This is a genomic window from Pseudomonas sp. B5(2017) (assembly GCF_002112825.1).
Taxonomy (GTDB): Bacteria; Pseudomonadota; Gammaproteobacteria; order Pseudomonadales; family Pseudomonadaceae; genus Aquipseudomonas; species Aquipseudomonas putida_Z.
This window is the reverse complement of record NZ_NEIR01000002.1, coordinates 11,626-25,311: the sequence shown is the minus strand read 5'-3', so window position 1 is coordinate 25,311 and position 13,686 is coordinate 11,626. Positions and strand designations below refer to the sequence as shown.

The 13,686-nt window shown below is 64.8% G+C and carries 14 protein-coding genes; 12 read left to right on the top strand and 2 right to left on the bottom strand.

What is annotated here, in order from left to right; translation table 11 throughout:
* Position 1: 1 nt before the first annotated feature.
* The 3 genes from CAG00_RS02935 to CAG00_RS02925 all read left to right on the top strand — a co-directional run bounded on the left by CAG00_RS02935 (position 2) and on the right by CAG00_RS02925 (position 4,887).
* A complete protein-coding gene (locus tag CAG00_RS02935; RefSeq protein WP_085663464.1) occupies positions 2-2,221 on the top strand; it encodes a primosomal protein N' in 2,220 nt (739 codons plus the stop codon).
* 229 nt (positions 2,222-2,450) lie between these two features.
* Positions 2,451-4,187, top strand: a complete 1,737-nt coding sequence (gene argS, locus CAG00_RS02930) for an arginine--tRNA ligase (RefSeq protein WP_013974613.1) — start codon at positions 2,451-2,453, stop codon at positions 4,185-4,187.
* A 1-nt stretch (position 4,188) separates the two neighbouring features.
* Positions 4,189-4,887 (top strand): SPOR domain-containing protein, encoded by a 699-nt coding sequence (locus CAG00_RS02925; RefSeq protein WP_025340965.1) that lies wholly within the window; start codon positions 4,189-4,191, stop codon positions 4,885-4,887.
* Positions 4,888-5,034: 147 nt separating this feature from the next.
* On the opposite strand, the gene CAG00_RS02920 is transcribed toward CAG00_RS02925, so the two are convergent.
* Positions 5,035-5,454, bottom strand: coding sequence for a TM2 domain-containing protein (locus tag CAG00_RS02920; protein ID WP_085663463.1), 420 nt, complete (start codon positions 5,452-5,454; stop codon positions 5,035-5,037).
* Between the two features lie 166 nt (positions 5,455-5,620).
* Between CAG00_RS02920 and CAG00_RS02915 the strand changes: the two genes are divergently transcribed.
* A complete protein-coding gene (locus tag CAG00_RS02915; protein WP_085663462.1) occupies positions 5,621-6,256 on the top strand; it encodes a C40 family peptidase in 636 nt (211 codons plus the stop codon).
* A gap of 127 nt (positions 6,257-6,383) precedes the next feature.
* Here CAG00_RS02915 and CAG00_RS02910 read toward each other — a convergent pair whose 3' ends face one another.
* Positions 6,384-7,382, bottom strand: a complete 999-nt coding sequence (locus CAG00_RS02910) for a type IV pilus twitching motility protein PilT (protein ID WP_085663461.1) — start codon at positions 7,380-7,382, stop codon at positions 6,384-6,386.
* A gap of 65 nt (positions 7,383-7,447) precedes the next feature.
* Between CAG00_RS02910 and CAG00_RS02905 the strand changes: the two genes are divergently transcribed.
* From CAG00_RS02905 to hemW, 8 genes are all read left to right on the top strand, one after another.
* Positions 7,448-8,134: a YggS family pyridoxal phosphate-dependent enzyme gene (locus tag CAG00_RS02905; RefSeq protein WP_085663460.1), complete on the top strand. Its 687-nt coding sequence runs from the start codon at positions 7,448-7,450 to the stop codon at positions 8,132-8,134.
* A gap of 38 nt (positions 8,135-8,172) precedes the next feature.
* The gene (gene proC / locus CAG00_RS02900) at positions 8,173-8,991 is read left to right on the top strand and encodes a pyrroline-5-carboxylate reductase (protein WP_085663459.1); all 819 of its coding nucleotides are present in this window, start codon (positions 8,173-8,175) and stop codon (positions 8,989-8,991) included.
* A gap of 10 nt (positions 8,992-9,001) precedes the next feature.
* Positions 9,002-9,592 carry a YggT family protein gene (locus CAG00_RS02895; protein ID WP_013974619.1) on the top strand — a complete coding sequence of 197 codons (591 nt, stop codon included), beginning with the start codon at positions 9,002-9,004 and terminating at the stop codon, positions 9,590-9,592.
* A 99-nt stretch (positions 9,593-9,691) separates the two neighbouring features.
* On the top strand, positions 9,692-10,831 hold the full coding sequence (locus CAG00_RS02890) for a homoserine O-acetyltransferase (RefSeq protein ID WP_085663458.1): 1,140 nt from the start codon (positions 9,692-9,694) through the stop codon (positions 10,829-10,831).
* A 7-nt stretch (positions 10,832-10,838) separates the two neighbouring features.
* Entirely contained in the window at positions 10,839-11,459 is a 621-nt protein-coding gene (gene metW / locus CAG00_RS02885; protein WP_015272149.1) for a methionine biosynthesis protein MetW, read from the top strand.
* A 22-nt stretch (positions 11,460-11,481) separates the two neighbouring features.
* Positions 11,482-11,916 carry a DUF4426 domain-containing protein gene (locus CAG00_RS02880; RefSeq protein ID WP_025340971.1) on the top strand — a complete coding sequence of 145 codons (435 nt, stop codon included), beginning with the start codon at positions 11,482-11,484 and terminating at the stop codon, positions 11,914-11,916.
* Positions 11,913-12,509, top strand: coding sequence for an RdgB/HAM1 family non-canonical purine NTP pyrophosphatase (gene rdgB / locus CAG00_RS02875; protein WP_003257822.1), 597 nt, complete (start codon positions 11,913-11,915; stop codon positions 12,507-12,509). Before CAG00_RS02880 ends, rdgB begins: the two co-directional genes overlap by 4 nt.
* Positions 12,506-13,681, top strand: a complete 1,176-nt coding sequence (gene hemW, locus CAG00_RS02870) for a radical SAM family heme chaperone HemW (protein ID WP_085663457.1) — start codon at positions 12,506-12,508, stop codon at positions 13,679-13,681. The genes rdgB and hemW overlap by 4 nt, the downstream gene beginning before the upstream one ends.
* Positions 13,682-13,686 lie beyond the last annotated feature (5 nt).

Genomic DNA, 13,686 nt, shown 5'->3' with positions numbered 1-13,686 from the left:
CGTGTCCGACGTCATCCTGCGCCTTGCCCTGCCCTCCCCGCTGCGTCGCCTGTTCGACTACAAGGCGCCGGCAAGCATGGCGCGCCAGGCCTTGACCCCGGGCATGCGCATTCGCGTGCCATTCGGCCGCCGCGAAATGATCGGCGTGCTGGTGGAGGTGTGCGAGCAGAGCGAAGTGCCCGCCGACAAGCTCAAGCCGGCCAGCGCCCTGCTCGACCCGGTGTCGCCGATCCCGCCGTCGCTGTTCAAGTTGTGCCTGTGGACCGCCCAGTACTACCAGCACAGCCTGGGTGACACCCTGAGCTGGGCCTTGCCGACCCTGCTGCGCCAGGGCGAACCCGCCGAGATGCGCCAGGAGCGCTTCTGGCACGTCGCCCCCGGCGCCCGCCTGGAAGACCCGCGCATCGCCCGCGCACCACGCCAGCGCGATGCCCTCAAGACCTTGGCCCAGCACCCGCACGGCGTGGCCCACAGCTTGCTGGCCAAGCTCAACCTGAACAAGGACAGCCTCGACCTGCTGCTGGCCAAGGACCTGGTGCAGATCGAGGTCCGCCGCCACCTGCCGTCGCTGCGCCACGAACACTGGCTGGCACAGCCGGAACTGCCGCTCAACGAAGAGCAACGCGACGCCTTCGACGCCGTGCGCGAAGGCTTTGGCGGCTTCGGCGCCTTCCTGCTGGCCGGTGTCACCGGCAGCGGCAAGACCGAGGTGTACCTGCAGCTGATCCGCGAAACACTGGAAGCCGGCAAGCAGGCCCTGGTGCTGATCCCGGAGATCAACCTCGGCCCGCAGACCCTGGCCCGCTTCGAGCAACGCTTCAACGCCCGCATCGCCCTGCTGCATTCGGCGGTGAACGACCGCGAACGCCTGGATGCCTGGCTGGCAGCCCGGGACGGCGAGGCCGACATCATCATCGGCACCCGCTCGGCGCTGTTCACGCCGATGAAGAACCCCGGTCTGATCATCATCGACGAGGAGCACGACGGTTCCTATAAACAGCAGGAAGGCCTGCGCTACCATGCCCGCGACCTGGCACTGGTGCGCGCCCACCAGGAAAACGTCCCGATCCTGCTCGGTTCTGCCACGCCATCGCTGGAAACCCTGCACAACGCCCTGACCGGTCGCTACCGCCTGCTGCGCATGAACCAGCGCGCCGGCGGTGCCCGCCCGCCACGCATGCTGCGCCTGGATGTGAAGAGCCTGCCGCTGGACAGCGGCATCAGCGGCCCACTGCAGCAGGCCATCCGCCAAACCCTGGAAGCGGGCCAGCAAGTACTGGTGTTCCTCAACCGCCGCGGTTTCGCCCCGACCTTGCTGTGCCACGATTGTGGCTGGCTGTCAGAATGCCCGCGCTGCGATGCGCGCATGACCGTGCACCAGCGCTCCGGCGTGCTGCGTTGCCACCATTGCGGCTATGACGAGAGCCTGCCGCAGCAGTGCCCGCAGTGCAACCACGTTGACCTGCGCCCGGTCGGCGCCGGCACCGAGCGTGCCGAGGAACGCCTGAAAGTGCTGTTCCCGGATTACCCGATCCTGCGTGTGGACCGCGACAGCACGGCGCGCAAGGACGCCATGCACAACCTGTTCAGCACCATCCAACGCGGCCTGCCGAGCATCCTCGTCGGCACCCAGATGCTCGCCAAGGGCCATCACTTCCCGCGGGTGACCCTGGTGGCCATCCTCGATGCCGATGGCGGGCTGTTCTCCGGCGATTTCCGCGCCAGCGAACGCATGGCGCAGCTGATCGTGCAGGTTGCCGGACGGGCCGGGCGGGCCGAGGAGCCGGGCAAGGTCATCATCCAGACCCACCTGGCCGACCATCCGCTGCTGGTGCAGCTTACCGAGCAGGGCTACTTCGCCTTCGCCGAGCAGGCCCTGGACGAACGCCGCGCCGCCGGGCTGCCGCCTTACTCGCACCTGGCGCTGCTGCGCGCCGAAGCGCACAAGCCCGGGCAGGCCGAAGGTTTCCTCGACGAGGCCTGCGCCGCCGCCGAGCGCCTGGTGGCCGAACAGCGCCTGCCCGGCATCGAGTTGCTGGGGCCGGTACCAGCACCGATGGAGCGCCGCGCCGGGCGCTTCCGCGCGCAACTGTTGATACAGGCCAATACGCGGGCGCCTTTGCATCGACTGATCAGCGCCTGGTTGCTAGTGTTGGAGCAGATGCCGAGCGGGCGCCAGGTGCGGTGGTCGCTGGATGTCGATCCAGTCGACCTGTACTGACGTTGGGGCTGCTCTGCAGCCCATCGCGGCACAAGGCCGCTCCTACACGGGGGCGCGTAACGCCTGTAGGAGCGGCCTTGTGTCGCGATGGGCCGCAAAGCGGCCCCGGCATTCTCAAGGCAAGCAACCCCCAAAGGTTGGCAACCCGCCCCCAGCCACGGATAATGCCCAGTTTTTCCACCTGCGCATCCAAGCGCTCCACCGCGCTTGCGGTCGAAAAGAGATCCCCATGAAAGACACCATTCGCCAGCTGATCCAGCAAGCCCTCACCCAACTCGTCACCGACGGTGTGCTGCCTGAAGGGCTGTCGCCGGCGATCCAGGTGGAAAACGCCCGGGACAAGACCCACGGCGACTTCGCCAGCAACATCGCCATGATGCTGGCCAAGCCGGCCGGCATGAAGCCGCGCGACCTGGCCGAGAAACTGATCAATGCCCTGCCGGCCAGCGCCGACATCAGCAAGGTCGAGATCGCCGGCCCCGGCTTCCTCAACTTCTTCCAGAACACCGACGCCCTGGCCAACCGCCTGGATGCCGCACTGGCCGACGCCCACCTGGGCGCGCGCAAGGCCGGCCCTGCGCAAAAGGTTGTGATCGACATGTCGGCACCCAACCTGGCCAAGGAGATGCACGTCGGCCACCTGCGTTCGACCATCATCGGTGACAGCGTGGCGCGCGTGCTGGAGTTCCTCGGCGATGACGTGATCCGCCAGAACCACGTGGGCGACTGGGGTACCCAGTTCGGCATGCTGCTGGCCTACCTGGAAGAAAACCCGATCACCAGCGACGAGCTGTCGGACCTGGAGAACTTCTACCGCGCCGCCAAGAAACGCTTCGACGAGTCCGAAGAATTCGCCACCCGCGCCCGCGGCCTGGTGGTCAAGCTGCAGGCCGGCGACCCGGACTGCATGGCCCTGTGGACGCGCTTCAAGGACATTTCGCTGTCGCACTGCCAGAAGACCTACGAGCTGCTCAACGTCAAGCTGACCATGGCCGACGTGATGGGTGAAAGCGCCTACAACGACGACCTGGCCAACGTGGTCGCCGACCTCAAGGCCAAGGGCCTGCTGGTCGAAGACCAGGGCGCGCAGTGCGTGTTCCTCGACGAGTTCAAGAACAGCGAAGGCGAACCACTGCCGGTGATCGTGCAGAAGGCCGACGGCGGCTACCTGTACGCCACCACCGACCTGGCTGCCGTGCGCTACCGCAGCAACGTGCTCAAGGCAGACCGCGCCCTGTACTTCGTCGACCAGCGCCAGGCCCTGCACTTCAACCAGGTGTTCGAAGTTGCACGCCGCGCAGGCTTCGTCGGCCACCCGATGCAGATGGAGCACATGGGCTTCGGCACCATGAACGGCGCCGATGGCCGCCCGTTCAAGACCCGTGACGGCGGCACCGTGAAGCTGATCGACCTGCTCACCGAGGCCAAGGAGCGCGCCTACGCGCTGGTCAAGGAAAAGAACCCGAGCCTGGCCGACGAAGAGCTGCGCCACATCGGCGAAGTGGTTGGCATTGGCGCAGTGAAGTACGCCGACCTGTCCAAGCACCGCACCAGCGACTACAGCTTCAACTTCGAGCTGATGCTCAACTTCGAAGGCAACACCGCGCCTTACCTGCTGTACGCCTACACCCGCGTGGCCGGCGTATTCCGCAAACTGGGCAAGGGCTTCGATGAAGTCGACGGCAACATCGTGCTGCAGGCTGCCCACGAGCAAGACCTGGCCGCGCGCCTGGCGCAGTTTGGCGAAATCCTCAACAACGTCGCCGACAAGGGCACGCCGCACGTGCTGTGCAGCTACCTGTACGACCTGGCCGGCCTGTTCTCCAGCTTCTACGAGAATTGCCCGATTCTTGCCGCCGAAACCCCGCAGCAGCAGCAGAGCCGCCTGCGCCTCGCGGCGCTGACCGGCCGCACTCTCAAGCAAGGTCTGGAACTGCTCGGCCTGGAAACCCTGGAGCGCATGTAAGTTGGCTGCCAAGAAAAAACCCGCACCCAAACGCGGCGCCAGCCGCCAGACGGCGCCGGCCAAGCAGCCGATCCCCGGTTGGGTATGGCTGGCGGTTGGCCTGACCGTAGGCGCGTTCATCGTGTTCCTGATGAAGCTCGAGCCCGGTGGCGAAGACATCAAGCGCACCAAGCCCGAGCAGCAGAAGGCCGAGAAAGTGGCCGAAGCCGGCAAGCCGGCGCAGGCCACCCCGCAGCAGCCGGTGAAGCCGAAGTACGACTTCTACACGCTGCTGCCGGAGTCGGAGGTGATCGTGCCGCCGGAGGCCGTGCCAGAGAAGACGCCACCCGTCCCGGCCCAGCCGGTGACCCCGGTGACGCCGGCTGAAGCGGCGAAAATCGACACGGCGCGAGCCCAGGCGGCGCTGATGGGCCAGACCCCGCCACCGGCACCACCGGTGATCAAGCCGGCGGCAACCACCCAGTTCTTCCTGCAAGCCGGTTCGTTCCGCAAGCAGGCCGATGCCGACAAGGTGCGCGCGCAGATCATCCTGCTGGGTCAGTCGGTGAAGGTGGAGTCGGGCACGGTCAAGGACGAAACCTGGTACCGCGTACTGGTGGGCCCGTTCAGCAACCGCGAGCAGCTGACCGGGGCGCAGAAGCAACTGGCTGGGGCAGGTTTCAGCAACCTGCTGCTGCAACAGCGGCAGACCCGTCAGTAACCTGCGTTCGGGGGGCGCTTTGCGCCCCTATCGCGACACAAGGCCGCTCCTACAATGTGCGGGTAAACCTGAAAGTCGGGTTTACGCGATCCCTGTAGGAGCGGCCTTGTGTCGCGATAGGGCTGCAAAGCAGCCCCCCATGTGAACTCAACCCCGCCCCGCATTCCGCTCGGAAACCTGGCTGTTCAGCGTCCAGAAGTCATACAGCACCCCCACCAGGAACAGCCCGCCGGTAAAGAAGTAGATGATCGCGGTGATCCACTTGCCCTGATACAGCCGGTGCAACCCAAACACCCCGAGGAAGGTCAGCAGGATCCAGGCGATGTTGTAGTCAATGCGCCCGGACTGGAACCTGAGGTCGGCTTCACGGTCCATGGACGGGATCAGGAACAGGTCGATCAACCAGCCGATGCCCAGCAGGCCCAGGGTGAAGAACCAGATGGTGCCGGTTACTGGCTTGCCGTAATAGAAACGATGCGACCCGGTAAAGCCGAAAATCCATAGCAGGTAGCCAATGGTCTTGCTGTGGGTGTCGTGAAACGGCGCCCCTTGTTGATACCTGTTCATTCATAGCCCCCGTGGGTTATCCGAAAATTTTCTAAGAAAAAATGTGACTTTCTTGTCGCAGGCCGACGTACGGCACCTGGACAATCGACCAACGGATCAAAGATTGATCAAAAAGCTGTTATAAAGTTGCGCGCCCAACACATAACTATTCATAAGAGCTTCATCTATGCCGCCTTTACTCAAGACATGGCTGACCCTCTGCCTATTATTGCCCCTGGCCGCCCACGCCACCAATCGTGAGCAACGTCTTCCCAATGGTTTTACCGGCTACACCACCAATGCCTCGGTAAGACACGCACCGGTCAAGCAGACCGCGCTGCGCACCCGCCCAAGCAATGCCGCCAGCAGCCGCAGCGTGCCCGGTGTACCGGTCGCCGCCATGTCGCCGAAGCAGAGCAGCGATGTGCTCAGCCGTGCGGTGAATGTGCTCGGCACCCCTTATGTCTGGGGCGGCAGCAGCCCGAAGAAAGGCTTCGACTGCAGCGGGCTGGTCAAATACGCTTTCAACGACGTCGCCGACGTCGACCTGCCGCGCACCTCCAATGCCATGGCCCAGGGCCACGGCGTCAAGGTAGCCAAGGGTGACCTGAAGCCAGGTGACCTGATTTTCTTCAACATCAAGAGCCGCCGGGTGAACCACGTTGCCATCTACCTGGGCAACGACCGCTTCATCCATGCTCCACGCCGTGGCAAGCGGGTAAGCATCGACACCCTGAGCAAGCCTTACTGGCAGAAGCATTACGTGGTGGCCAAGCGAGTGCTGCCGAAAGAACAGCAGCAGCTGAACCTGGCCAAGCGCTGATCTGATCGGCGCTCTCCTGTCCGGGCCTCTTCGCGGGTAAACCCGCTCCCACAGGTACACCACAGCATTCGAAGGCTGTGTTATCCATGTGGGAGCGGGTTTACCCGCGAAAGGGCCAGCACAGGCACTATAGATCGCTGATCAGCCCCCTCTCCTTCAACCCCCGCATCGCCCCTTCCATCGTCCGCATCCCGTCCGCACCACCCGCCTGCATCACCGAACACAACTGCGCCATCCGCCCTTCCCGAACCAGGTTACGCACCGCTGGCGTCACCACCAGCACTTCCCGCGCAGCAACCCGCCCACCGCCCGCACGCCTGACCAGCACCTGCGCCACCACCAGGCGCAACGACTCGGCCAGCATCGCCCGCACCAGCGGCTTCTCTTCGGCAGCGAACACCTCCACCAACCGGTCAATACTGCTCACCGCCGAACGCGTATGCACGGTCGCCAGCACCAGGTGTCCGGTCTCGGCCGCGCGCAAGGCCAGGCGAATGGTTTCCAGGTCGCGCAGCTCACCGATCATGATCACATCCGGGTCCTGACGCAGGGCACTGCGCAGCCCCTGGGCGAACCCACCACAATGGCGGCCGACCTCACGCTGGTTGACCAGGCTGCGCTGGCTACTGTGGATAACTTCGACAGGGTCTTCGAGGGTGATGATATGCAGAGCCCGACCGCGGTTCAGCTGGTCAAGCAGTGTCGCCAAGGTGCTGGTCTTGCCGCTGCCGGTCGGCCCACCCACGAGGATCAAGCCATCGCTGCATTGCGCAACAGCTTGAAACACATCCCCCAGGTCGAGTTCATCGAGCGTGGCGATATGCCCCGGGATCAGGCGGAAGGTGGCCGCAGGGCCATGCAACTGGCGAAACAGGTTCAGCCGAAAGCGCCCCAGCACCGGCAATTCCAGCGCCAGGTCCAGCTCATCACCCTGGGCCCACTGTCGGCGCTGGTCTTCATCCAGCATGGGTGCCATGCCCTCGGTCAAGGCGGCAGGGCCCAAGGTCGGCAGGGCCATGCGCTGCAGCTCGCCATCCAGGCGCAGCATCGGTATCTGGCCCGCCGCCAGGTGCAGGTCGGAAGCCCCCGCATCCACGGCCCGGGCCAACAGGTCGGTCACATCCATGAGACTCCCCAAAGGCCTTCAAGTAGGTAGAATGCCGCAAACCCCACAGCCGCCGGCATCAGTCCATGTCCACCCTAGCAGACAACCTTTCCGCTATTTCCGCCCGAATCGCCGGCGCTGCCCAGGCTGCCGGGCGTGATCCGGCCAGCGTCCAGTTGCTGGCCGTGAGCAAGACCAAGCCAGCCAGCGCCATCCGCGAGATCCACGCCGCCGGCGTGTGCGATTTCGGGGAAAACTACCTACAGGAAGCGCTGACAAAGCAGCAGGCACTCGGCGACCTGCCCTTGATCTGGCACTTCATCGGCCCCATTCAGTCGAACAAGACCAAAGCCATCGCCGAGCATTTCGACTGGGTACATTCCGTGGACCGCCTGAAAATCGCCCAACGCCTCTCGGAGCAGCGCCCGGCCGGGCTGGCGCCACTGAACATCTGCCTGCAGGTGAACGTCAGCGGCGAAGACAGCAAGTCCGGCTGCGCCCCCGCCGACCTGCCGGCCCTGGCCAAGGCGGTAGCCGCGCTGCCCAACCTGCGCCTGCGCGGGCTGATGGCCATCCCAGAACCCACTGATGACCGCGCCGCCCAGGAAGCCGCCTTCGCCACCCTGCGCCAGTTGCAGGAAGGCCTTGGCCTTGGCCTGGACACCCTTTCCATGGGCATGAGCCACGACCTGGAAGCGGCCATTGCACAGGGTGCGACCTGGGTGCGTATCGGTACCGCCCTGTTCGGTGCCCGCGACTACGGGCAGCCCTGATTCCATGCTTTACTCACTCTTTCCCACAAGGACCTGACATGAGCAAGACTCGTATTGCCTTCATCGGCGCCGGCAACATGGCCGCCAGCCTGATCGGTGGTCTGCGTGCCCAGGGCCTGGACGCCTCGCAGATCCGCGCCAGCGACCCGGGCGCCGAGACCCGCAGCCGCATCCAGGCCGAGCACGGCATCGAAACCTTCGAGAACAACGCCCAGGCCATCGATGGTGCCGACGTCATCGTCCTGGCGGTCAAGCCCCAGGTCATGAAAGCCGTGTGCCAAGCCCTGCAACCGAACCTGCAGGATGGCCAGCTGATCGTTTCCATCGCTGCCGGCATCACCTGCGCCAGCCTGCAAAGCTGGGTCGGCGCTCGCCCTGTGGTGCGCTGCATGCCCAACACCCCGGCACTGCTGCGCCAAGGCGTCAGCGGCCTGTACGCCACCGCGGAAGTATCCAGCGAACAACGCCAGCAGGCCGAGCAACTGCTGTCGGCCGTGGGCACCGCCCTGTGGCTGGAGCAGGAACAGCAACTGGACGCCGTGACGGCTGTCTCCGGCAGCGGCCCGGCGTATTTCTTCCTGCTGATCGAAGCCATGACCGCGGCCGGCGAAAAACTTGGCCTGCCACGTGAAACCGCCTCACAGCTGACCCTGCAGACAGCGTTGGGCGCCGCACGCATGGCGGTTGCCAGCGATGTCGACGCTGCCGAGCTGCGCCGCCGTGTCACCTCGCCTGCCGGCACTACCGAAGCGGCGATCAAGTCGTTCCAGGCCAGCGGCTTCGAAGGCATCGTCGAACAGGCGCTGCAGGCTGCGGCTACACGTTCCGCCGAGCTGGCCGAACAACTGGGCAAATAAGGAGCCTTAGATGAATGCACTGTCCGGCGCCGCGATCTTCGTGGTGCAAACCCTGGTCAGCCTGTATCTGGTGATCGTCCTGCTGCGCTTCGTCCTGCAGCTGGTCAAGGCCAACTTCTACAACCCGCTGTGCCAGTTCGCCGTGCGCGCCACACAACCGCTGCTCAAGCCGATCCGCCGGGTCATCCCAAGCGTTGGTGGGCTGGATACCTCGTCGCTGCTGTTGTCGGTGGTCATCCAGGCGTTGCTGATGGCTTTCGTGCTGATGGTCACCTACGGCACCTTCGGTGACATCCTGCACCTGCTGATGTGGGCCATCATCGGTATCACCTCGCTGTTCCTGAAGATTTTCTGGGTCGCGATGATCGTCATGGTGATCGTATCCTGGGTTGCTCCCAACAGCCACAATCCGGCGGCCGAGCTGGCCTACCAGATCAGCGAACCGGTGCTGGCGCCGTTCCGCCGCATCGTGCCCAACCTGGGCGGCATGGACATCTCGCCGATCTTCGCCTTCCTCGCGATCCAGGTGATCCAGTCGTTTGTCATGCCGCCGCTGGCCGCCTATGCCGGCATGCCACAAGAGCTGTGGCGGATGATCTGAGCCTCACCTGACCCTGGTTGCTTCCAGCGACAAGCCTCTGCTTGCCGCTGGGGGTAGCGCTCTTTAGACTTACGCCTCCGTCAAGCGTGAGCAGGGTCGATGTCCACTGTCTTTCCCGAAGATTCCGTCGGTCTGGTAGTACCGCAAACCGCCCGGTTCGATGAACCGCTGGCACTGGCTTGTGGCCGCTCCCTGGCCAGTTACGAACTGGTCTACGAGACCTATGGCACCCTGAACGCCAGCGCGAGCAACGCCGTGCTGATCTGCCATGCGCTTTCCGGCCACCACCATGCCGCTGGCTACCATGCCACCACCGACCGCAAGCCGGGCTGGTGGGACAGCTGCATCGGCCCTGGCAAGCCGATCGACACCAACCGCTTCTTCGTGGTCAGCCTGAACAACCTGGGCGGCTGCAACGGCAGCACCGGCCCCAGCAGCATCAACCCGGCCACCGGCAAGCCCTATGGCGCCGACTTCCCGGTGCTGACCGTGGAAGACTGGGTGCACAGCCAGGTGCGCCTCGCCGAGCGCCTGGGCATCCAGCAGTGGGCCGCCGTGGTCGGTGGCAGCCTGGGTGGCATGCAGGCGCTGCAGTGGACCATCAGCTACCCCGAGCGCGTGCGCCATTGCGTCGACATCGCCTCGGCGCCCAAGCTGTCGGCACAGAACATCGCCTTCAACGAAGTGGCACGCCAGGCCATCCTCACCGACCCCGAATTCCACGGTGGTTCGTTCCAGGACCAGGGCGTGATCCCCAAGCGCGGCCTGATGCTGGCGCGCATGGTCGGCCACATCACCTACCTGTCGGATGACTCGATGGGTGAAAAATTCGGCCGCGAGCTGAAGAGCGACAAGCTCAACTACGACTTCCACAGCGTCGAATTCCAGGTCGAGAGCTACCTGCGCTACCAGGGCGAGGAGTTTTCCGGGCGCTTCGACGCCAACACCTACCTGCTGATGACCAAGGCGCTGGACTACTTCGACCCCGCCGCCGCCCAGGGTGGCGACCTGGCGGCCACCCTGAGCCACGTCAAGGCGGATTACTGCATCATGTCGTTCACCACCGACTGGCGCTTCTCCCCGGCCCGTTCGCGCGAGATCGTCGACGCCCTGATGGCCGCGCGCAAGAACGTCTGCTACCTGGAGATCGACTCGCCTTACGGGCACGACGCCTTCCTGATCCCCACGCCTCGCTACATGCAGGGTTTCTCGAACTACATGAACCGCATTGCCATCTGAGGACAGCATGAGAGCCGATCTGGAAATCATCCACGACTGGATCCCCGCCGGTAGCCGGGTACTCGACCTGGGCTGCGGCAGCGGCGAACTGCTGGCCTCGCTGCGCGACCGCAAGCAGGTCACCGGCTATGGCCTGGAGATCGACGCCGACAACATCGCCGCCTGCGTGGCCAAGGGCGTCAACGTCATCGAGCAAGACCTGGACAAGGGCCTGGGCAACTTCGCCAGCAACAGTTTCGACGTGGTGATCATGACCCAGGCCCTGCAGGCCGTGGAGTACCCCGACCGCATCCTGGACGAGATGCTGCGCGTGGGCCGCCAGTGCATCATCACCTTCCCCAACTTCGGCCACTGGCGTTGCCGCTGGTACCTGGCGACCAAAGGCCGCATGCCGGTTTCGGACTTCATGCCGTACACCTGGTACAACACGCCAAACATCCACTTCTGCACCTTCGCCGACTTCGAAGAGCTGTGCCACGAGCGCCGCGCCAAGGTGCTAGACCGCCTGGCGGTCGACCACTTGCACCGCAACGGGTGGGGTGGCCGGCTTTGGCCTAATCTTCTAGGTGAGATCGGCATCTACCGCGTCAGCAGCCCGGGCCTGCAAGAACATCAGCTCGCGGTCTGACGCCCACCGGAGGAATCACCCCATGCGTCGCCTAGCCCTGTTCCTGATCAGCCTGTGCCTGGCCCTGCCGGTACTGGCTGCCGATGCTGCCCGTCCCGAGCGCAAGGAAGTGTTTGGCGACGTGACGGTGCACTACAGCGCGTTCACCTCGAGCATGCTGACACCGGAGGTGGCCGCAGCCACCGGCTTGGTACGCAGCAAGAACCAGGGCGTACTCAACATCGCCGTGCTCAAGGCCAACAAGCCCGCCACGGCGGTGGTCAGCGGCACGGTCAAGGATCTGACCGGGCGCAGCAGCCCGCTGTCATTCAAGCAGATCACCGAACAGGGCGCGGTGTACTACATCGCCCAGTTCAAGATCGACCAGCCAGAAACCGTCACCTTCGACCTGAATATCGAAACCGGCGGCATCAGCAACTCCCTCAGCTTCAATCAGGACGTTTTCCCAGGCGAATGATGAATTTCCAGCAACTCGTATTGGCCAGCCACAACGCCGGCAAACTCAAGGAACTCCAGGCCATGCTCGGCGCGTCCGTGCAACTGCGCTCGATCGGCGAGTTCAGCCAGGTCGAGCCGGAAGAAACCGGCCTGTCGTTCGTCGAGAATGCCATCCTCAAGGCGCGCAACGCCGCACGCATTTCCGGCCTGCCGGCCCTGGCCGACGATTCGGGCCTGGCGGTGGACTTCCTCGGCGGCGCGCCGGGCATCTACTCGGCGCGCTATGCCGACGGCAAGGGTGACGCGGCGAACAACGCCAAGCTGCTCGAAGCACTGAAAGACGTGCCTGAAGCCGAGCGCGGCGCACAGTTCGTCTGCGTCCTGGCACTGGTGCGCCATGCCGACGACCCGCTGCCGATTCTGTGCGAAGGCCTGTGGCACGGGCGCATCATGTTCGAGGCCAGTGGCGAGCACGGCTTTGGCTACGACCCGCTGTTCTGGGTACCGGAGCGCAGCTGCTCCAGCGCCGACCTGGCCCCTGTGGACAAGAACCAGCTCAGCCACCGCGCCCGCGCCATGGCCCTGCTGCGCCAACGTCTGGGCCTGGCATGATCGAAACGCTGTCCACCCCCGGCGCGGCGGGCTTCACCAGCCTGCCGCCGCTGGCGCTGTACATCCACATCCCGTGGTGCGTACGCAAATGCCCTTACTGCGACTTCAACTCCCACGCTGCCGGGCCTGAACTGCCGGAAGATGCCTACGTCGCCGCCCTGCTGACCGACCTCGACCAGGAACTGGCCGCCGTGCAAGACCGGCCGATCAGCTCGATCTTCTTCGGCGGCGGCACCCCCAGCCTGTTCAGTGCCGACGCCCTTGGCCGACTGCTGCGTGGCGTAGAGCAACGCATCCCGTTTGCGCCGGACATCGAAATTACCCTGGAGGCCAACCCGGGCACTTTCGAGCAGGACAAGTTCAAGGCCTACCGGCAAACCGGTATCAATCGTCTGTCCATCGGTGTGCAGAGCTTCCAGCCAGCCAAACTGCAGGCGCTGGGGCGCATCCACAATGGCGATGAAGCGGTCCGCGCCGCCGGCATGGCACGCGCCGCCGGCTTCGACAACTTCAACATGGACCTGATGCACGGCCTGCCCGACCAGTCGCTCGACGACGCGCTGGGCGACCTGCGCCAGGCCATCGACCTGGGGCCGACGCATTTGTCGTGGTACCAGCTGACCGTGGAGCCGAACACGGTGTTCTGGAACCAGCCGCCCGAGCTGCCCGAGGACGACATCCTCTGGGATATCCAGGAGGCCGGCCAGGCACTGATGGGCGAACACGGGTTCCGCCAGTACGAGGTCTCGGCCTATGCCCAGGCGGGGCGTGCTGCCCGGCACAACCTCAACTACTGGCGCTTTGGCGACTTCATCGGCATCGGCGCTGGTGCCCACGGCAAGCTGACCTTCGCCGACGGGCGCATCCTGCGCACCTGGAAAACCCGCCTGCCCAAGGACTACCTGAACCTGGCCAAGCCGTTCAAGGCCGGCGAAAAGCTGCTGCCAGTCGACGAGCTGCCGTTCGAGTTCCTGATGAACGCCCTGCGCCTGATCGATGGGGTGGAAGCCGAACTGTTCACCCAGCGCACCGGTTTGCCGCTGGCACAACTGCGCGAGGCACGCCGCGCTGCCGAACAAAAGGGCCTTTTGCAGGTCGAACTGGATCGGCTGGTGGCCACGCCGAGGGGCCAGTTGTTCCTCAATGACCTGCTGCAGTATTTCTTGACCTAAGGATG